The sequence below is a fragment of the Pseudoalteromonas sp. AWM4_233 genome (assembly GCF_056158285.1).
On the sequence record NZ_JBSWSZ010000001.1, the window covers coordinates 3,518,630 to 3,538,304 of the forward strand.

Annotated in this window: 18 protein-coding genes; 5 read left to right on the plus strand and 13 right to left on the minus strand. The window is 39.9% G+C overall.

Annotated features, from left to right (window positions below; all coding sequences use genetic code 11):
- Positions 1–134: 134 nt before the first annotated feature.
- From ACXAC4_RS15975 to ACXAC4_RS15985, 3 genes are all read right to left on the minus strand, one after another.
- Entirely contained in the window at positions 135–536 is a 402-nt protein-coding gene (locus ACXAC4_RS15975) for a hypothetical protein (protein WP_475163338.1), read from the minus strand.
- 228 nt (positions 537–764) lie between these two features.
- Complete coding sequence (locus ACXAC4_RS15980; RefSeq protein ID WP_475163340.1) at positions 765–1,553, minus strand: EAL domain-containing protein; 789 nt, start codon at positions 1,551–1,553, stop codon at positions 765–767.
- Positions 1,554–1,567: 14 nt separating this feature from the next.
- Positions 1,568–1,918, minus strand: coding sequence for a winged helix-turn-helix domain-containing protein (locus ACXAC4_RS15985; protein ID WP_475163341.1), 351 nt, complete (start codon positions 1,916–1,918; stop codon positions 1,568–1,570).
- A gap of 381 nt (positions 1,919–2,299) precedes the next feature.
- Here ACXAC4_RS15985 and ACXAC4_RS15990 point away from each other — a divergent pair, with 381 nt between their 5' ends.
- The gene (locus tag ACXAC4_RS15990) at positions 2,300–2,590 is read left to right on the plus strand and encodes a hypothetical protein (protein WP_475163343.1); all 291 of its coding nucleotides are present in this window, start codon (positions 2,300–2,302) and stop codon (positions 2,588–2,590) included.
- Positions 2,591–2,666: 76 nt separating this feature from the next.
- Here the strand turns inward: ACXAC4_RS15990 and ACXAC4_RS15995 are convergent, their stop codons facing one another.
- The 6 genes from ACXAC4_RS15995 to ACXAC4_RS16020 all read right to left on the minus strand — a co-directional run bounded on the left by ACXAC4_RS15995 (position 2,667) and on the right by ACXAC4_RS16020 (position 7,692).
- Positions 2,667–3,890 (minus strand): sensor histidine kinase, encoded by a 1,224-nt coding sequence (locus ACXAC4_RS15995; protein WP_475163347.1) that lies wholly within the window; start codon positions 3,888–3,890, stop codon positions 2,667–2,669.
- 3 nt (positions 3,891–3,893) lie between these two features.
- Positions 3,894–4,583: a response regulator transcription factor gene (locus ACXAC4_RS16000; protein ID WP_475163349.1), complete on the minus strand. Its 690-nt coding sequence runs from the start codon at positions 4,581–4,583 to the stop codon at positions 3,894–3,896.
- A gap of 59 nt (positions 4,584–4,642) precedes the next feature.
- The gene (locus ACXAC4_RS16005) at positions 4,643–5,158 is read right to left on the minus strand and encodes a DUF2489 domain-containing protein (RefSeq protein WP_138477839.1); all 516 of its coding nucleotides are present in this window, start codon (positions 5,156–5,158) and stop codon (positions 4,643–4,645) included.
- Positions 5,158–5,751 (minus strand): Der GTPase-activating protein YihI, encoded by a 594-nt coding sequence (gene yihI / locus ACXAC4_RS16010; protein WP_475163350.1) that lies wholly within the window; start codon positions 5,749–5,751, stop codon positions 5,158–5,160. The genes ACXAC4_RS16005 and yihI overlap by 1 nt, the downstream gene beginning before the upstream one ends.
- Positions 5,748–6,407 carry a class I SAM-dependent methyltransferase gene (locus tag ACXAC4_RS16015; RefSeq protein ID WP_475163352.1) on the minus strand — a complete coding sequence of 220 codons (660 nt, stop codon included), beginning with the start codon at positions 6,405–6,407 and terminating at the stop codon, positions 5,748–5,750. Before ACXAC4_RS16015 ends, yihI begins: the two co-directional genes overlap by 4 nt.
- 652 nt (positions 6,408–7,059) lie before the next feature.
- Positions 7,060–7,692, minus strand: a complete 633-nt coding sequence (locus tag ACXAC4_RS16020; protein WP_058031249.1) for a c-type cytochrome — start codon at positions 7,690–7,692, stop codon at positions 7,060–7,062.
- A gap of 307 nt (positions 7,693–7,999) precedes the next feature.
- Between ACXAC4_RS16020 and yihA the strand changes: the two genes are divergently transcribed.
- The gene (gene yihA, locus ACXAC4_RS16025; RefSeq protein ID WP_475163354.1) at positions 8,000–8,662 is read left to right on the plus strand and encodes a ribosome biogenesis GTP-binding protein YihA/YsxC; all 663 of its coding nucleotides are present in this window, start codon (positions 8,000–8,002) and stop codon (positions 8,660–8,662) included.
- 5 nt (positions 8,663–8,667) lie between these two features.
- On the opposite strand, the gene ACXAC4_RS16030 is transcribed toward yihA, so the two are convergent.
- From ACXAC4_RS16030 to polA, 3 genes are all read right to left on the minus strand, one after another.
- Complete coding sequence (locus ACXAC4_RS16030; protein ID WP_475163356.1) at positions 8,668–9,186, minus strand: DUF1285 domain-containing protein; 519 nt, start codon at positions 9,184–9,186, stop codon at positions 8,668–8,670.
- Positions 9,187–9,212: 26 nt separating this feature from the next.
- Positions 9,213–9,782 carry a YceI family protein gene (locus ACXAC4_RS16035; protein ID WP_475163359.1) on the minus strand — a complete coding sequence of 190 codons (570 nt, stop codon included), beginning with the start codon at positions 9,780–9,782 and terminating at the stop codon, positions 9,213–9,215.
- A 696-nt stretch (positions 9,783–10,478) separates the two neighbouring features.
- Entirely contained in the window at positions 10,479–13,226 is a 2,748-nt protein-coding gene (gene polA, locus ACXAC4_RS16040) for a DNA polymerase I (RefSeq protein WP_475163362.1), read from the minus strand.
- A gap of 419 nt (positions 13,227–13,645) precedes the next feature.
- Here polA and elbB point away from each other — a divergent pair, with 419 nt between their 5' ends.
- From elbB to ACXAC4_RS16055, 3 genes are all read left to right on the plus strand, one after another.
- The gene (gene elbB / locus ACXAC4_RS16045; RefSeq protein ID WP_475163364.1) at positions 13,646–14,296 is read left to right on the plus strand and encodes an isoprenoid biosynthesis glyoxalase ElbB; all 651 of its coding nucleotides are present in this window, start codon (positions 13,646–13,648) and stop codon (positions 14,294–14,296) included.
- 166 nt (positions 14,297–14,462) lie between these two features.
- A complete protein-coding gene (locus tag ACXAC4_RS16050) occupies positions 14,463–14,855 on the plus strand; it encodes a c-type cytochrome (protein ID WP_058031255.1) in 393 nt (130 codons plus the stop codon).
- Between the two features lie 154 nt (positions 14,856–15,009).
- On the plus strand, positions 15,010–17,583 hold the full coding sequence (locus tag ACXAC4_RS16055) for a diguanylate cyclase domain-containing protein (RefSeq protein WP_475163367.1): 2,574 nt from the start codon (positions 15,010–15,012) through the stop codon (positions 17,581–17,583).
- Here the strand turns inward: ACXAC4_RS16055 and rep are convergent.
- Positions 17,572–19,587, minus strand: a complete 2,016-nt coding sequence (gene rep, locus ACXAC4_RS16060) for a DNA helicase Rep (protein WP_475163368.1) — start codon at positions 19,585–19,587, stop codon at positions 17,572–17,574. The genes ACXAC4_RS16055 and rep overlap by 12 nt on opposite strands.
- Positions 19,588–19,675 lie beyond the last annotated feature (88 nt).

Below are 19,675 nucleotides of genomic sequence, written 5' to 3' on the forward strand. Positions count from 1 at the left end.
CCTTCTATATAATGACCCACGGAAACCTTCTGCTTACACTCAAAAGCAAATACGTTAAAACTAAGCAACAGGCTTAAAATACAGTAATGAATCCTCGACAAAGGCTTACCCTATATAAAATAATCTTTTAAAGCTTAATCAGTCTTTTTTAACAGAAAAGATGTAGGCAATTCAATGCAAATACCTTCAATAAAGCAAAACTCTTCAAGAGCGATAACCATTTCTTCTGCACACTTTTGAGGCCGGCCTGCTTGATGTAAGCATAGTACAACATTACTTTCATTGTATCTTTGAGAACTTCTAATCTTTATATCTTTTTTAAAAGTAATTAAATAATCGCTTTTATATCCGATAACAACACACAGCTTGTTAGAGAGTGGGTCTAAAAAGCACTCAACAAACTTGCAATTTTTAGGGTTTATATTGTTATTTATTTCATGTAAGCGATAGTTAAATTCGATTGCCACTGCCTTGCCATAGACATCAAGCGCTTTCGGGTTAAACAAGTCTAATTTTAGTTTTATATCTGAGAACATGACCTGAACCTTTGAGTTGACAGATACTCAATATAACTATTCAAGCTTCTCCTTGTTAATTAATAACTGTTATTGTTTATTAATAAGTATTAAGAAGTGGAAGTGATATAAGAGGTAGGTGGAAAGTAAGAAGCGCCCTGAGAGTATAAAAAAATATGACATTCTAAATTAGGAAGTTTATGAAACCATTACTGTAAAGATAAGTCCTTTTCTTTCCTCTCCTATTCTTCATACTATTTGCATTATAAATTGTGTTTCTTCTTTCGTTAAAAGTTGGTACTTTTCTAGCTTAGTCTTAACTCTACCTAATGACGTACTCACTTTCTTTGAATATGAATTATTAACATGCTCGAATTTTCCAGGCTTTCCAAATACATAACCTTGTATTAAGTTCACCTTATTATTATTTCTTGCAGCAGCTAACAACTCTAAGTTTTCCACCTTTTCCAAGATCACTTCACACTGTTTTGGTAACTCAAATAAATTATTTAAGACCTGTAAATTATCTACCTTCACAAAACTAACCAGACCGGAAACCAACGCGGCATACCTAAAGCCACACAAACTGCCATCGTAATCATCTAAAGCAAATTTAACACCTAAAGAGGATAAGTCTTGAATGCTCTTAAAGACCTCCTTTGGATCTACACCATAATGGCGCTCAGTTATTTCAAATATGATTTCAACATCAACTGCATTACATTGCATGCTAGTCTTATACATCGCTTTTAATATATGCCTATCTAAAAGCTGAGACTCCTCCACATTTAGAAAGAATTTCTTTCCTTCGTAAATACAACCTTTAGCATTTTCAGTAAGATTACTTAGCTCTTCAAGTTGTTCAAGTAACACAGTGCCTGACGATAGCGATGACTGCATAGCCGCTGAAGATATGCCATTTCTCTGACATTCATCTCTATCTAATAGCACCTCCCAGCCTATAGTCATATTATTTTTATTCTTAATATCTTCAAGTTTAATTGAGTGATTGGTTAATAGCATCGATTTAATATCCATACATTTTACTCCTATTATATACCTTGCTTATCAAGAATCGCGTAACCTTGCGCTCTCACAGTCATTAAAACCAATTCTGTGCCTTTAATTGCATCTCGAATAGACTTAATAAGCACTGGTAAGCTACTACTACCTATCATGCCATGGCTCCAAACTGATTTCTCAAGCTCTTTCTTAGTCACTATCTGACCTCGATTATCTAGAAGAATATCAAGTGCTTTTACCATATTGATATTTGATCTCACTCGCTCTTCACCACTTCGGCTTATATATAACTCCCCCCTATCAGAAAGCTTAAACTCAATTGCTTTAGTAACGAAGTGACCATTTATTCCTACAATCATGTTGTTTACACTTTTTGCCATAGCAACCACCTCTTTCTGAATCAAAAAAACATTAATTAACGTGAACAAATATTATCGCAACTTAATTAACAGACGGGCTTTTGTGACAATAAGATGGAAAACATTACACTTCGTCAAAAACTGTTACACAGTGTTACACAAACGCATTTGATACAAGTACAGCTTTAGGTTGGTGTATAGCTGGTACTTATTGCGTAAAGAAAATTAAAAAGCATTACTGTTTATTAATGACCATTTACAACACCTAGGGGATGCTTCAACATTTATTAGGCAAGGATGCTAGCGTCGACTGAGAGTGAGTGGTGAACTGATATTGTGGTATTTAGTTCACCCCCTCTTTTTATCTGGAGAGTTTTTAAATTCTTAAGAGAGGTGATGTAAATGATAATAGAAAAGCTAGAAAGTGGGCTACATATCATGTGCGACTTTCGTCATTATCAAGGCGTAACAAAGGCGGGGACTCGATATTATTATTCAGGAAAACAGCTATTAACCTACAAATTATACAAACTGTTTACTAAAGATGTTTCTAGCTTAGCAATTGCCGAACATTGTAAAAGCACCGGTTTAAATATCGGCTATTTTATTGCTTTAGATATTTTAAAGGCTAGAGGGGTTACGACTAAGCGTAAGCATTTACTTGCTTTAATCTTAGCCTTACACTTCTCATAATCGTTAAATGCCTCACCTTAATTTGGTTACAAGGATTGGAGCACTAAAAGGATTTAAGAGCTAGACCCTCTCCCATTCAATTGTCTTTATATCTTGGTAAAGTAATAATAAATCTTGCACCTTCATTATAATTGCCATCAAGATTGCATTGTCCACCATGGAATACAGCGACCTTTTTAACTATTGCTAATCCCAAGCCATATCCTTTAGAAGCCCCCTCATGCAATCCTCGGTTAAAAGGCTCAAATATTTTCTCTTGCAAAGTTTGAGGGATCCCTGGTCCATTATCTTCAAAAGATAAGATAAGTTGTTGCCCCACTTTCGTTATAGAAATTTTTAGGTGCCCATCTGCATACTTATCAGCATTAAGAATTAAATTCTGAAAACACCTATCAAGATACTTTTTATTACCATTGATAAAGGACTCTCTACTACCTTGAAGTTCAATTTTTAAATCACAAACCTTTCCTACTTTCTCTACTAACCCAACAAGTAATGCATATACATCAACTTTTGATTTCGCGTAACTATAACTTTCAGACTCTAACCTAGCATAAGAAAGCATCTCTTCTACCATATCGTCTAACTCATCTAGGTCTTCATGAATTGAGTCTTTCGTCTCTTTTTGATCTTCAGGTAAAAAGCTTAAAGAGAACTTAATTCGCGCAAGTGGAGTACGTAGCTCATGAGAGACTGAATTAACTAATAAGCGCTGACTTTCTATTAATTCCGATAATCTAGAAGAAATTTTATTAATTTGTTCTGTAACATCTGTAATTGCAGAGAACCTTACTGGTGGCTCTGCTGTTATCAATTTACCATTAGCTAAAGACTGAAGCTGCTCTTTTTGTCGCATTAAATCACGCCAAATAGGCAAGAGCCAAATAGATATGATTAGCCATAAAGCTGAGTAAGCAACTAACTTGAAAATAATATGTTCTTGAATATTATCCTCAGAAAAAATAAACGGGCCAACTTGGCCCGCTCTATTTATATTTGGAATAAAGAATAAAACATACGTATTACCCTCAGAATCAAAGGTAAATAGCTCCTTACCATTTACAAAACTTTGATGTTCTTCTTCATTGAGCTGTAATTCATCTAAAGCATATGTTTTTATGCCAACAAGATCTTTCGACTCCGCAACATTGTTCTTAAAGCTATTAATAACTAATCTTATGTTGTAAAACTCTTCAGTCTTATTAAAAAAGTACCGACTATAAACATAATCACCAAAAAAATTGATCGCAAGAATACTTGAAGCAATGACAATATATAGGCTAAGAAAGAGCTTTAGCATAGTTTAATTCCACCCTGACTTAGAACATAAATACCCTTTTCGCCTTATTGTTTTTAATCTTGCAGCAGATTCTAAATCATCACCAAACTTTTTTCTTAATCTTGAAATTTTCATATCAATACTACGATCCAAGGCACCAGCTTGCCTTCCCATGACTTCTAAGCAAATTTGGTCTCGGCTCATTACTTCTCCAGCATTGCTGGCTAGCAACCATAATATGTCAAATTCATCGCTGGTAAGCGTAACGACTTCTCCCTTAAAAAAGGTATGTCTGTCACTTTTATTCATTACCAGCTCACCAAGCTTAAGGATATCACTTGCTTTATTCTTACGGGTTTCTCGGCGAAGTAAAGCATTAACTCTTGCTAGCAGCACATGAGGCTCTGTCGGCTTACGTAAATAATCATCTGCACCATACTCAAGGCCTCGTATCTCATCGAAGTCACTATCCCTAGCAGTGAGCATTAATATAGGTCCTGTAAACTCCTCTCTTACCCTCAAGAGAACTTTAAAGCCATCCAAATCAGGTAAACTAATATCAAGGAGTAATATATCGGGATGACTATCTAAAACCACTTGAGTCGCTTCATAACCAGAAGAAAAGACCGTCACATCAAAGCCATTCATTTCAAGAAACTTCTTTGTAAGCTGCGCAAGCTTTTGATCATCTTCAACAAGAATTAACTTATGCATTGCTTCCTCCGTGGAAAAGACATGATTAAATAGTAATTTTTATTACTCAATATGTCTAATTACTGAAATACCACGTTTTCACTACCAGGTAAGGGTTGAAACTCGCTAACCAGTTGCTCACAATCTTTAAGAATATCTTTCTCAAGACGTTCTTCAGCACGCCAGCGCTCAGTGTCCATTTTGAAGATTTCTTTTTTAGAGTACTTCTTACGTGCATCGTGCGTCGGCATGTCTTTTACCACTTCATACATTTGATGAATGCCCGGGTAAGTTTCTTCTAGGTTAACTTCTTTCTCAAAACCATATTGAGAGATAAGAACCCAAATACGCAAACACCCTTCCGAATACTCACATTGCTTTTGATTCATGGCTTTAGCAATGAGATTAATACTGTCAGCAAGCTTGGCATTACGCTCTTGACGCTTTTTCTTTTGCTCAGCTTCATGTTCTGCACGCTTTTTGGCAATGAGTTCATTTTGAGCTTTCACTTGCCAAATCAGCTTACCTGCATAAAAAGATAAACCAGCAATAATAAGTGCACCAATAACCAGTGCAATGATCCACTCAGTTGCCATTATTTATACTCTTCCTCTTCATCGTCGTCATCAAACCACTCATTAGCCAAATCGTCTGACATGAAGTTCTCTAAAGGATCATCTTCAATGATGTCATCTTCTTCAAACTCATCATCAATACCGAGTAGTTCGCACAGCTCTTGGTGACGTGCTACTGAGCGATTGAAGAACTTCGCATCTTTACCTGTGATCAACTCACCACGTTCATGCTGCTCCAGTAGCTTCATTAGACGTGGATCATTCTCTAGCTGTTCTAACTCTTGCTCAGGAGTAAGTGACGGCTTCACTTCTTTTAACTCAACCTGAGGTTTTAAGTGACGCATCATCTTAGGCTCAGCTGATTCAGGCTTTACCACTTCTGGTTTCAAGCTAATTGGCTTTTTACTACCTAAACGCTTATCTTTGTTGCTCGAGCCAGTAGTTATTTGCTTGTCTTCTTTAAGCGCTTCTGGTGCATTACGCGACCCAGCTTTGGCACCCTTAGACTTTTTCTTGCGCTGGTCTTTTAGAGCGCGTAGTTCTAATAGCTTTTCTTTACTTAAACGCGGGGTGCCCGTTTGAGCTACCTTACGTGATTTTTTCTTTCTAGTCATAAATCTTCTCTGTCGTTACTTTTCGACTTAGTTAATACAATGACGTCATTGCCGATAAATTCAACCTGACAGTCAAAGCGCGCCGCGACATAGTCAAATGTTTCACGGCTAAAGAATGCGATATGGGTTAAATCATTTTTATAGTGCCACTGAGCAAACCGATTTTGATCAATAATCAGTTTAGTCATCAATACCAAAGGACCGCCAGCGTCGAGTAGTGACAACAATTTTGCTAACACCTCTCCGGGCTGAGATAGATGCTCAATTACTTCGGTGCACGTTATGAAGTCATACGTTTTAGTCAGCACTTCAGGCTCGTTTGCATAAAACAAATCAAAACAAGCCATTTCAAAGCCTACTTCTTTGAACATTTCAGCCAATAAAGGCCCTGGCCCACAGCCAAAGTCTAAGCCCTTGCTGTGTGAAGGTACTCTTTCTATCGTCGGCTCAAAAGCACGAGATAAAAAGCGACGATAACCTTCATCATGTAAGCTATTTTCGTGAGTATCGTAGATGGCTTTTTCATCTTCAGGAGATAATCGATCTCGCTCATCAACAATCACAAGTGCACACTGCGTACATTGTAAATAACGGCGACGTTTATCTTGGTGATAAGGCTGTAACTCATCTGAGCCACATAAACCACATACTGACATGATAAATAAGATACCGACTTTGAAATTGGTCGGCTATTGTACCAGCAAAGCACCGCGGCACAAATAAAAAGGCGGCAGAGATTGCTCTCTACCGCCTATCTAATCTGAGCGTCACAAACTTGGACACTTCTCCCTTCGACTTTTTAAGCCTTATTATTATTTTTATTTACTATCCGTATTTTTATTAGTGCTTCCGTACATAGTCCATATTGTTTTTATTTTATACTTCCATGAGACTATTTTTTATTTTCGGTCTTCCTAACGCTTTCTTGTTCATCCATAGAGTACCAAGTTAGTACTAACTATTGCTGCCTACGCTTCCAGTTGCGATGTTTCCATTTTGTTTTGTTGTCTTGGCAACACGTAGTAATCTACTCCTTAATGATTTTGTTACAACTGGTTAATAATCTTTTTTTTGAAAAGATCTGAGTCAGCTTTATGTGATCAAAATAAAAACAATAACTTACGCTTATTTAATAGATAAATTTAAGCAATAGCTTACACTTACTTATGGCAAATGTCTTACAAATGGAATGGGAATTATCTAACAAGTATTCGAGGATCAAAAAAGGCAGCCAAGGCTGCCTTTTGACTAATATATAGTTTATTATCAGAAAGATAACTAAACTATACTACTTTAGTAGCTTAGCGATTAGTGTAAGCCACCTAAGTACTTAGAAAGTACTTCAATATCTTTATCTGTTAATTTCTTCGCGATATCACGCATCATGCCATTCATGTCATTGTTACGTGAGCCATCACGGAATTTCTCAAGCTGCGCTTTGATATATTCAGGATGCTGGAAAGAAATTTTCGGGAACTTAGCAAGTGATGTACCGTTACCACGTGGACCGTGACACGCTGCACATGAAGGAATACCGCGCTCAGCATCACCAGCCATGTATAACTTTTTACCTACTTCAACTACGTCTTCAGGTGTTGTACCTGCACTCATAGTTAGAGAAGCGAAATAAGCAGATAGGTCTTTCATATCTTGATCTGAAAGCGGCATAGCCATACCACTCATTACAGGATCCATACGACCTTCTTTACCACCAGACGTCATACCTAGCTTAAACTCTTTTAACTGCTTATAAATATAGTCAGCGTGCTGACCTGCAATTTTTGGATAAATGTTTACAGGTGCGTTGCCATCTGGACCATGACACGCGGCACAAGTAGCAGCCTTCGCTTTGCCTGCTTCGGCATCGCCATCAAATGCTAGTGCGTTGCTCGCTGACAAGCTACCAAGCAACATCGTTAAAGTTAATGCTATTTTTTTCATGGTAAATTCTCTGTTTCCGACCCTGTAATTAATACCTAGCGATTGAAACACCTATTTTCAGGGTTGCTAGGGAAAAATCAATGCTATTTTTACTTTGCTAGTTGGCTATTCTACACGATTTAAATTTTTCTGGCACGTTTTCTACTCATATTAGACTTATAAATTATAGGGTTTTGACCTAGATTAATTTTAAAAATCAATAAAAAAGTCATTTCACACTGAAATCATCTGTAAATGCTTGCTTTTGCCAAATAACTAACTGGTATAAAATAGCCTAATTAATATCTTCAATCTGTCAGGAGAGCCCGTGATCAAGTCACGTATGAAATACCAAACAGCCACATTTATTACCAGTGCACCAGATATCAGCCGTCTACCAATTGATTCTGGTATTGAGGTCGCATTTGCTGGCCGTTCGAACGCGGGTAAATCAAGTGCATTAAATGCATTGACCGATCAAAAGCTAGCAAGAACCAGTAAGACACCGGGTCGTACGCAACTTATCAATACCTTCGAGTTAGATGAAGATAAGCGTTTAATCGACTTACCGGGTTATGGCTTTGCAAAAGTCCCTCTTGAGATGAAGAAAAAGTGGCAACGCGCGCTGGGCGAATACTTACAAAAGCGTAAGAGTCTAAAAGGCATCGTTGTCCTAATGGATATTCGCCATCCACTTAAAGATCTGGATATGGATTTAATTAACTGGGCGGTAGATTCAGAAATCCCAGTATTAGCGCTATTAACCAAAGCAGATAAATTAAAGCAAGGTAAGCGTAAAGCTGAAGTGCTTCAGGTTAAAAAGAAATTAGCTGAACTCGACGCAGACATTACCGTGTGTGCTTTCTCTTCATTGAAAGGCATTGGCTTAAAAGAGCTAGCTTGGAAACTTGATGACTGGTACTTAGGCCCTTATAAGCCTGAAGATGACGTTGAAGCAGAGTCAGAGCCTGCACAGCCAGACTCTGAATAAGCACATTAAGTCAGATAATATGACTGTCCCGCTGAGTTAAGATAGAGACCTTTTTCATCTTGCTCAGCGCTTTCTGCCCACTGATAATAAACCGCCCTATTCACCCTTGCCGCCAAGCCATAACTTAGCTTTAAGTAAGGCACTTCTTGCCCTTGATATAAACGAATTTCGATTTCAAATTCACCCAATATCGGCCATTCTCTTTCAAGATTGTCTTGGCAAACAATCACATTACCTTGCTCTGAACTTATTACTCGCCAACCAACAATGATAAATGGCACATCTTCTACATCGACCTCACATTGTTCTGCAGGCGTTGTAACGGTATAAACCCCGTCCTGACACTGCAATACACTGGCAAATAACCGACAAAGTGCCTGCCTTTTAATTTCGGAGTCTTGGTAGTACCAACGCCCTTCTTTATCAATGCGAATATCACCGCTACTGCAAGTTTGTTGTGGCCACTTTTCGGTTGGCGCGTGTGGCGTCAGTAACGCCGCTTGTAATTCATTCAGGCTTTGCATTTCTAACTAACCGGTTCCCGGGGTAACTAAAAGTCTTGCTGGTTAAATACCAAATTAAAGGTCACAGGCACAGATTGCGCAATACTGTCTAGTCCTGCAATTTTACGCAGCGCTTCGATACCCTGTTCAAGTTTATAATCAGTGGCATTCACTAAAACTGCTTTAGTCGGGCTAACGATTAATTGCCTTGCCGTTTGCACAACCGCAAGGTCTAACATGAGCTGTTGCTTTTGACCATGCAGGTTAAGTGTCACCGGTACTGACTTTAGTACCTGATGACCAAGTTTTAAGCTGCCTAAATACGGCGCTAAGTCAGCTTCAATCACAGCCTTAGGAAATTGCGCGACATTAAACAACATTTTTTGCATGCGCTCATTACGAATAGGGATCAGCGACTCAACACTCGCCAACTCAATGACCATGCTTAATTGGTTATCATCTATCTGCGCTGAAAGTTGTTCAAAGTGATGGTTTTCAGCAATGCTGTTTTTCTTAATAGAAGTGAAGCTCAGTTGGCTTGCATCATTATCTAATTGCCAGGCGGCAAATGCTTGAGTCGACAGTAAAGACAGAGAAAGAAGTAAAGGTTTAAGCATGACGAGTCCTATCTAAAATTATGTATTAAAACTATTACGGTATGAATTTGAAAACCGATTTAGCAAAAATTGAATTATACCAATCCGCTTAACCAAGTGGTCTATTTTGAGGCAAGAAAACCTTGTTGGTAGCACCACTCACGCGTCCTGCTATCTCTGAGGTACCTACAACCATGTAGGCAAGGCAAATATTTCGTTATTTAGTTGTTCTAAATGAGAAATCTTTAACGCAGCTATCATCAGGTTTAATCCCTCAAAATGATTAAGTGTTAGTGCGGATTGGTATTAATGTCAGAAAGGTACAGTGTAACTGTCGAGGAATTATGAAGGAATTAAAAAGAATAAAAGTCGTGAAGAAAAAAACGGCCCTCGAAAACTAGGAGGGCCGCTATAGCAATTCTGGGGAGAAGCTATCAATACTCTGTATCTTCTTGCGAGAGATACATCATCAACAGGATGTCCTACAGGATGAGGACGCGCGCACTGTAACAAATGGATACAAAAAAATAAATGCCAAAAAGCAAAACTTAGGCCAATTTGATATTTTTTAAACATTCTGTTGTCTAAGTTTACGCTTTTTTTACTTTATCTGCTTTGTGAGCCTTGCTGCTCCTGTGTATTTACTTAATTACTCTATTTTCTGCAGACATAAAAAAAGAGGCATAAAGCCTCTTTTTTAAAGTTCTAGCAAGCTAATTAGTGTGCTTGTTCCCAGTTGTCGCCGTAATCAGCTTCAACTAACAATGGCACATCTAAATTAGCCGCTTCGCTCATTAAAGAACAAATGCGTTCGCTAAACGCTTCTACTTTATCTTTCGCTATTTCAAATACTAATTCATCGTGTACTTGCATAAGCAATTTGATGTCATTAGTCGTTTGTGTAGCGAGCCAATCCGCCACTTTCAGCATGGCTTTTTTGATGATATCAGCGGCGGTGCCTTGCATTGGTGCATTGATCGCTGCGCGTTCTGCCGCCTTGCGACGCGCACCATTTCTTGCCTTGATATCTGGCAAATGCAAGCGACGGCCAAATAGTGTTTCGACATACCCTTTTTCAGCCGCTTCTTCGCGCGTACGCTCCATATATTCAAGTACACCCGGGAAGCGCTCAAAATACTTATCCATATAATGCTGTGCTTCATTACGTGGAATATCGAGCTGACGCGCTAAACCAAAGGCACTCATGCCGTAGATTAAACCGAAGTTAACCGCTTTTGCTTTACGACGCATGTCCGAGGTGACTTCTTCAAGCGGAACACCGAATACTTCTGAAGCCGTTGCACTGTGTACGTCTTTACCTTCAGCGAATGCTTTCAATAAACCGGCATCTTGTGACAAGTGCGCCATAATACGCAATTCAATCTGGCTGTAGTCCGCCGCCAAGATCACGTGCCCTTCATCGGCAATAAATGCCTGACGAATACGACGACCGGCTTCGTTACGAATTGGAATATTCTGTAAGTTTGGATCGCTTGAGCTTAGACGGCCTGTTGCAGTCACAGCCTGATGATAAGAGGTATGCACACGACCCGTTTCAGGGTTCACAAGCTTAGGCAGCTTCTCAGTATAAGTAGACTTAAGCTTAGCTAAACCACGATGTTCAATGATAAGTTTCGGCAACGGATAATCATGTGCTAATTCCTGCAGTACTTCTTCAGCCGTTGAAGGGGCACCTTTAGGGGTTTTCTTCAATACCGGCAAGCCAAGCTTATCGAATAAGATCGCTTGTAATTGCTTAGTCGAACTTAAGTTAAATTCTTCCCCTGCAATCTCGTACGCTTCTTTTTCAAGCTCAGTTAGGCGCGCAGCGATTTCGACACTTTGCTCGGCCAACATTTGGCTATCAATTTTCACACCGGTGCGTTCGATATTTGATAACACAGATAGCAACGGCAGTTCAATGTCGTTAAATACAGGGAGCAGCTCTGATTGCTCTTTCAGCATAGGCCAAAGTTGATTATGCAAACGTAATGTAATGTCTGCGTCTTCTGCGGCGTAAGGTGCAGCTTTCTCTAGCTCAATTTGATTAAATGTAAGTTGCGCTTTACCTTTACCGGCAATTTCTTCAAAGCTGATATTTTTATGGCCTAAATATTTTAGTGCCAGCGAGTCCATATCATGACGTGTGCCCACACTATTAAATACATAAGACTCGAGCATAGTATCAAAAGCAATACCATTGAGTTCTAAACCAGCTCTAGCTAATACGCTTTTATCGTATTTAAGGTTCTGCCCTACTTTTCTCACATTGTCGTCAGCCAGAATTGGACCTAATACGTCGAATACTAGCGCTTTCGAAAGTTGCTCCGGAGCGCCCATGTAATCATGCGCAATCGGTAAGTAAGCGGCTTCGCCTTCTGTCACGGCAAAGCTCATACCAACCAAGTCAGCTTGCATGTAGTCTAAACTCGTCGTTTCTGTATCAAATGCTATTAGCTCTGCACTTTTAAGCTTTTCGGCCCAAGCGGTTAACTGAGCTTCAGTTAAAATGGTTTCGTAATGTGCTTCGATTTTTTTAGCTTCAGGCTGTGCTTGCTCTGTTGCAGTTTTAGGCGCTTCTTTACCGTCGAGTAATTCACTAAGCCAACGCTTAAATTCACATTGCCCATAAAGTTCGATCAAACGATCTTTATTCATGTCAGCAATGGCGAAAGTCTCTAGGTTTTGTTCAACTTCAACGTCTAGTTTAATGGTCGCTAATTCATAAGACAGCTCTAGCTGCGCTTTATGTTCTTCAAGTTTTTTAGCCATGGTTTTAGAACCACGGAAACCAAGACCTGCAATGTCATCCAATCTTTCATAGAGTGACTTAATAGAACCAATGCCTTGCAGCATAGCCAGTGCAGTTTTTTCACCCACACCAGGTACACCTGGGATGTTATCAACCTTATCACCCATAAGGGCAAGATAATCAATGATAAGCTCAGGACCAATACCAAACTTATCAACCACCCCTTGTGGATCTAGTACGGTGTCAGTCATGGTATTAATTAAGGTGACATGCTCATTCACGAGTTGAGCCATATCTTTATCGCCCGTGCTGATCAACACATGACGTTGCTGCTCAGACGCAATGCGCGCAAAAGTACCAATCACATCATCGGCCTCAACGCCTGTGATGCTGACTAAAGGTAAACCCATCGCTTTGATGATCTCATGGATCGGTTCAATTTGCGTACGCAGATCATCAGGCATTGGCGGGCGATGCGCTTTATATTCGCTGTACATTTCATTTCTAAATGTCGGACCCTTGGCGTCAAATACCACAACCATATGGCTCGGGTTAAATTGCCTAACCAGGCTCTTCAACATATTGATCACACCATAGATGGCCCCCGTCGCTTCACCTTTTGAATTGGTTAAATGCGGTGGAGCATGATACGCACGGAATAAATAAGAAGAACCATCGACCAAGATCAAAGGATTTTCGGGGATCTGAGACATAATTTAGTGGATCCTAAATGAACTTTTAAAAACCCAGTAAGGATGCCATAAGCAAACGGATAACTCGAGTAATTATGTCCAGATAAAGCCTATTCGAAGCAGAACAATCTGTGGATAACTTTGTAGATAAAGATGTAAATATTCAGGTTTTAAATTTCAAGATCAAAAAAACAACCCTAAAACCTTTGATTTTAAGGGGTTTTAACATTTTGCGCTTAAACAGAAATATAAAGCGAAATGTGGAAAAGCTATTTTATTGGCGGTCATTGCCACTGTTATTATTTACCACTCTTCCAAAGCGGGCGGACATACTACCAAGATTTGATCAGAGATCAAACAAGATCCTTTATAATTTTTTGATCTGAACATACACTACTTTCAATATAAATAGATTTATCAACTTTAAAGAAGGAAAAACCATGAAAAAAGTCGCGATAATACTAAGTGGCTGTGGCGTGTTTGATGGTGCCGAGATCCATGAGTCTGTTCTAACTATGTTGCATTTAGAAATGGCAGGAGCAAGTTACCAATGCTTCGCACCAAATATTGATCAACACCATGTGGTTAATCATCTTAATGGCGAAGAAATGGACCAAAAGCGCAACGTACTTATTGAAGCCGCGCGTATTGCGAGAGGTGAAATACATGACCTTGAGACGCTTAATGCAAATGACTTTGATGCACTCGCGATCCCTGGTGGTTTTGGCGTAGCGAAAAACTTAAGTGACTTTGCGTTTAAAGGCGGTGATTCAACGATTCTTGCAGCTTTAAAAACTGCTTGTGAAGCATTTAATCAACAAAAGAAACCTATCGCTTATGTCTGTATCGCCCCTGCATTGGTTGGTCATATTCATGCTAAAGGCATCAAAGCAACCATTGGCAATGACGCAGACACTGCCGCTGCTATGTCTGCATTAGGTGCTGAACATATTAACTGTGCAGTTGATGACATAGTTATTGATGAAGCTCAAAAGGTAATTAGTACGCCAGCTTACATGCTTGCTCAATCTATTTCAGAGGCATCCGCAGGCATTCAAAAAGCCATGACCAAGCTTGTAGAGTTAGCTTAATCCACTCTAAGTCAGAGGCTAAAATTGCGTTAACGCAAAAAATAATCAGTTTTTAGTCTAATTTGCCAAGTTAACGTTTTATAAATCAATAGGTGGCGTTATAATCGCGTGATTATTCCGTCATCTATCGTGATTGAGCACATCACCAACGAAGTGAGCAAGACAAATGAAAAAACTTTCAGCAGCTTTATTATTGCTATCAACAACTGTTTACGCACAACCTTTTGATAACGCTTTAACTGACGAAGCGATTAAAAAACGCTTAGCACCAGTAGGTTCAGTATACTTAGCAGGTGCAGCAGCTGCCGCTCCAGCAGCGCCTACCGGCCCTCGTTCAGGTGAGCAAGTTTATCAAGTGTCATGTGCGGCTTGTCATGGTACAGGTGCACTAGGCGCGCCAAAAACAGCTGATGACTGGGCTGCTCGTTTGACAAAAGGTCGTGAGTTATTAGTAGAGCATGCAATTAATGGTTTTAATGCAATGCCTCCTCGCGGTACTTGTATGGATTGTTCTGATGAAGAGATTGCAGCAGCAGTCGATTTCATGACTAAAAAGTAATACTTTTTAATGAGAGGTGACCATCACCTCTCATTTAAATTCAATTTTTCTCAACTCCCCATTTTGTTCCCTATTTTCTCCTTGACCCTCCATGACAAAAGTGGAATCATAAGCTTAATAAATAAGCAATATTAATAATAATTGGGTAAAATCATTGGAAGATCCCGCACTTTTAGCTACTCGCCTAAAGTATAAAAATAAGAAGCTAAACAAGCTCTTACAAAAGTACAAACAGCGAGATCAATTACAGAATGCACTCATACAATTGTCTGAGCTGGCTAATACTGTGGCTGAGCTAACTCTGCTGTACCCGGCTATTCACGATATACTTAAGCAATACTTACCTAGCAACAGCTTTTACGTCGTGTTGCAAAACCAATATACCCAGTCCTTAGAGTTGTCTTATTTCATTGATGAAAAAGATGGTATCTCTGTGCCAATTCAAGAGTCACATCACTTTTCTGAAGGCGTTACTGGTTTCACTTTTAGAAAAGGCGAAACCGTTCATATCAATAAGCAAGAAATGAGTCGTCTTAGTGAAGAAGGCCGGTTTAAATTGCTTGGCACACCCGCTGAACACTGGCTAGGCGTGCCGATCCGCCAAAATAGACACATTATTGGTGTGATGGTGACACAAAGCTATGAAGCTGATCTCAGCTATAATGAACAGCAAGTGGAGCTACTTGAATTTATCTCACTTTATTTGGGTACAGCCATAGAGCGCGTTAAGAAACGTGAGTTACTTGAATCTGAAGTAAAAATTCGTACTCGTGCAGTCATGCAAAGTAACGAAGCGCTAAATAAAGAAATAGAAAGTCGAAAACGCGCGTTAGAGCGCCAGCAAATTCTTTTCAAAATCTCAGAGCTAGCAACACAGTTTACTGACATAGACGATGTATACAAACAAGTACATCGTATTATTCGTTCAATTACGTTTGCTGATAATCTCTATATTGCTTTATATGACAAAGAATCTAACTGGTTAAGTTTTCCTTATTGCATTGATGAAGTTGGTGATTACTGCCCACGCCCTTTTGCCAATGGCTATAGCGAGCTTGTTATTAGTACAGAGCGCAGTCAGCTCATTAACCGCGAGCGTGCCGATAAACTGATCAAGCAACAAATCGTCATTCGCAGCGGTGATGATATTATTAAACCAGCAAGCAGCTGGATGGGTGCACCGCTCAAAACAGCAAATGGTGTTATTGGTCTCATTGCTTGCCAAGCTTACGATGACGCGTATGAATTCACGCATGAAGATCTTGAACTTATTTCGTTCATTTCAAATCAAATCGCATCGGTTTTACAAACCCATCTTGCCAATCAAGCACTGAAGCTAAGCCACCAACAGTTAGAGCAGCGCGTTGCAGATAAAACCAAAGCATTACAGCAAAGTAATTTGCATCTACAAATGCAAATTGAAGAGCGTAAAAAAATTGAAAAGCAGCTCTATCACGACGCGCATCACGATCCGCTAACAGGTTTGCCAAATCGCAGTTTGTTCTTAACTCAATTAGAAAAGACATTACTCAAATATCAAAGACACCCTGATTATAATTTTTCAGTACTCTTTATTGATTTAGATAAGTTCAAAGAAATAAACGATGAGTTAGGCCATCAAGCCGGTGATCAATTCTTAATCTGGGTCAGTAAAGCTTTTGGTGAGTGTATTAGAGATCATGATTTACTCGCTCGTCTTGCTGGTGATGAATTTGTCATTTTATTAGATCACCTCAGTGATAAACAACAAGCTGAAGACGTCGCTAAACGCATTATAAAAGTGATGCAGCAGCCCTTCGTAATGAAAGGACAAACCGTTTACAGCGGCGCCAGTATTGGTATTACCTATTCAAACAAACGCTATCAACATATTGACGAAATTATTCGCGATGCCGATGCCGCTATGTATTACGCTAAAAATGCAGGCAAAGGCCGCTATGAGTTTTATCACCCTCTGCTGACCGCAGGCACTACCTCAAATAAAGTTGAAGCTGAACAACATAATTTAAGTAGCTTAACGACACACTTTAGGTCAACCGATGTCATCGACTTCTCAAGTAATCAAGTACAGCTACAGTTACTCGAGATCTTCGGCAATCATCCTATTTTAGGCAGCACCAGTTTTGATGTGTTAAAGAAGTTCACCGCAGAGAAAAATGAATTACTCGATCTCGAGTTTGCTTTGTTGAAAAAAGCGCTGTTCTTGAGTGAAACACATCATCAAGAGCTTTTATTTAGCTGTGCCGCAGTCGTACTCGAAAGCGATAACTTTACACACCTCTGCCATTTACTAAAACAGCATAAACATAACGTGTGCTTATTATTTAGTGAGGAAGAGCTCAGGTTTGCATCTAGTACGCAATTGCAAAACCTCGAAGCGCTCACGCAGATGGAATTTGCCGTTGGCCTTAATGACTTCGGTAAAGATCGCTGTGATTTAAGTCTGATTAGTAAAATTAACTTCCAGTACTTACTACTCAGCTCGACTTTTAGTAAACGCGTTTTGCAGCAACCTTGTTACGAAGTGCAACTGCAAGGTGTATTAGCAGTGACTAAGATGCGTCACTGCAAAGTAATTGCCAAAGGCCCTGCCATTCTAAATTTCAGAACCTTGTTAGAAAACCATGGCTTGCAGTTATTCTTCGGCAAGCAAGTCAACTACGATAAAAATACTCGAGGCAATTCCTTCATCGAACTCACCTCAGAGTCAGAACCTTTATCGCTTTAACATAGCACGTAAATTAGCAACACGTGCTTGCCCTGATTGCATACGTTCTTGTTGTGATTGCACCGTTTTCTTCTGACCTTCAATTTGTAAATCATCTTGTGGTAATTCTTGCACAAAACGACTCAACTCCGGTGTAGATACTTCACCAAACTGTCGACGGTTCTTCGCATATGTCATAGTCAAAGTTTGCTGCGCGCGAGTGATCCCTACATAGGCAAGACGACGCTCTTCCTCTACGTTATCTTCATCAATACTGGTCTGGTGTGGTAAAAAGCCCTCTTCCATCCCCACCATAAAGACATGCGGATATTCCAAACCTTTAGAGGCATGCAGTGTCAGTAACTGCACAGCATCGCTATCGTCTTCTTCTTCATTACGCTCTAACATATCGCGAAGTGTCAGCTTGCTGACTACCTCGGGCAAAGTCATCGGTGGGTTATCTGCATCACCCGTTAACATATCGGTGATCCAACGATATAACTCAGAGACATTTTTCATACGCATTTCTGCTGCTTTTGCGCTAGGCGATGACTCATATAGATACGCTTCATAATTGGTCTCACGTACCATGTCTTTCACCGCTTCCAATGTGTCTCCACGCGTTGCTCTATCTGATAACTCAACGACCCAACGAGCGAAGCCCATAAGCGCATTAAAGCCACGCCCCGCTAATCGGCTTGCCAGTTCAGGCTCAAAACACGCCTCGAATAAACTGATGTGCTTTTCGTTGGCTAAGCTACCTAATTTTTCGAGTGTAACTGGGCCAATTTCTCGTCTTGGTGTATTCACAATACGTAAAAATGCGTTGTCGTCATCCTGATTCACTAACAAGCGTAAGTACGCCATGATGTCTTTGATTTCACTGCGTGCAAAGAACGACATGCCACCACTGATTTTGTAAGGAATACGGTTACTCATCAGGGCTTTTTCAAACACTCGCGCTTGGTGGTTACCGCGATATAAAATGGCGTAATCTTTATAACTGGTACGCTTCATAAACTTATGGGAGATGATTTCGGCAACTACGCGTTCTGCTTCGTGCTCTTCGTCTTTGGTCGCTATCACACGAATTGGGTCGCCATACTCTAGCTCACTGAATAACTGTTTATCGAATTCATGCGGGTTATTGGCGATCAAAATATTCGCAGCTTTCAGAATTCGCCCTGCACTTCGGTAATTTTGCTCCAACTTAATCAAGCGTAATCCCGGGAAATCTTTTGACAGCAATACTAAGTTTTGCGGCTTTGCCCCACGCCAAGAATAAATTGATTGGTCATCATCCCCTACCACGGTAAAGCGCGCGCGTTCACCCACCAGCAATTTAACTAACTGATACTGACTGGTATTGGTATCTTGATATTCATCCACCAGCAAATAACGAAAACGCGCCTGCCAGCGTTCTCTCACATCAGGGTTTTGCGCCAACAGTAAAGTGGGGATCATGATTAAGTCATCAAAATCTAACGCGTTATAGGCACGTAACTGCACCGCATAACGGGCATAGAGTTGCGCGAACAAGGCTTTCTGCGGTTCACGGGCTTCGCGAATAGCACGCTCAGGCAAAATAAGTTCGTTCTTCCAACTGCCAATTTGCATCTTAAGCAAATTCAGTAAATCTTTATCTCTGTCTAATTCTTTTTCGGTCAACTCTGCCAATAGTTGGTGGGTGTCTTGATCGTCAAATAACGAAAAGCCCGGTTTAAATCCCAGTGTTTTTAGCTCTTTTTTGATGACCTCTAAACCCAAGGTGTGAAAGGTAGAAACCCATAGACCTTTTGCCTCTTGCTTGCCCAGCGTTTGCCCCACACGCTCTCGCATTTCTTTTGCTGCTTTGTTGGTAAAGGTTACAGCTGCAATGTTTTTTGCTTGGTATTCACAATGTTGCACAAGGTAAGCAATTTTGTTGGTAATTACGCGCGTTTTGCCTGAGCCTGCGCCCGCTAAAACGAGGCAAGGGCCACTGATATATTTAACCGCTTCATCTTGTTTTGGATTGAGTTTCATTTTTGGCAGGTCCGAAATTCTGGGGCAGTAATTCTATCGCAAAGCCCAGTGACTAACTAGTAAGATTAAACAGCATTTGATCTAGAAA

Excerpts from the sequence above, each read along its gene's own strand:
- polA (WP_475163362.1), bottom strand. The coding sequence starts at position 13,226 with ATGTCTCAGATCCCCGAAAATCCTTTGATCTTGGTCGATGGTTCTTCT.
- ACXAC4_RS16035 (WP_475163359.1), bottom strand. The coding sequence starts at position 9,782 with ATGCTTAAACCTTTACTTCTTTCTCTGTCTTTACTGTCGACTCAAGCA.
- ACXAC4_RS15985 (WP_475163341.1), bottom strand. The coding sequence starts at position 1,918 with ATGGCAAAAAGTGTAAACAACATGATTGTAGGAATAAATGGTCACTTC.
- ACXAC4_RS16020 (WP_058031249.1), bottom strand. The coding sequence starts at position 7,692 with ATGAAAAAAATAGCATTAACTTTAACGATGTTGCTTGGTAGCTTGTCA.
- ACXAC4_RS16030 (WP_475163356.1), bottom strand. The coding sequence starts at position 9,186 with ATGCAAAGCCTGAATGAATTACAAGCGGCGTTACTGACGCCACACGCG.
- yihI (WP_475163350.1), bottom strand. The coding sequence starts at position 5,751 with ATGACTAGAAAGAAAAAATCACGTAAGGTAGCTCAAACGGGCACCCCG.
- ACXAC4_RS16015 (WP_475163352.1), bottom strand. The coding sequence starts at position 6,407 with ATGTCAGTATGTGGTTTATGTGGCTCAGATGAGTTACAGCCTTATCAC.
- ACXAC4_RS15975 (WP_475163338.1), bottom strand. The coding sequence starts at position 536 with ATGTTCTCAGATATAAAACTAAAATTAGACTTGTTTAACCCGAAAGCG.
- ACXAC4_RS16050 (WP_058031255.1), top strand. The coding sequence starts at position 14,463 with ATGAAAAAACTTTCAGCAGCTTTATTATTGCTATCAACAACTGTTTAC.
- rep (WP_475163368.1), bottom strand. The coding sequence starts at position 19,587 with ATGAAACTCAATCCAAAACAAGATGAAGCGGTTAAATATATCAGTGGC.
- ACXAC4_RS15990 (WP_475163343.1), top strand. The coding sequence starts at position 2,300 with ATGATAATAGAAAAGCTAGAAAGTGGGCTACATATCATGTGCGACTTT.
- ACXAC4_RS16000 (WP_475163349.1), bottom strand. The coding sequence starts at position 4,583 with ATGCATAAGTTAATTCTTGTTGAAGATGATCAAAAGCTTGCGCAGCTT.
- ACXAC4_RS16005 (WP_138477839.1), bottom strand. The coding sequence starts at position 5,158 with ATGGCAACTGAGTGGATCATTGCACTGGTTATTGGTGCACTTATTATT.
- ACXAC4_RS15995 (WP_475163347.1), bottom strand. The coding sequence starts at position 3,890 with ATGCTAAAGCTCTTTCTTAGCCTATATATTGTCATTGCTTCAAGTATT.
- ACXAC4_RS15980 (WP_475163340.1), bottom strand. The coding sequence starts at position 1,553 with ATGGATATTAAATCGATGCTATTAACCAATCACTCAATTAAACTTGAA.
- elbB (WP_475163364.1), top strand. The coding sequence starts at position 13,646 with ATGAAAAAAGTCGCGATAATACTAAGTGGCTGTGGCGTGTTTGATGGT.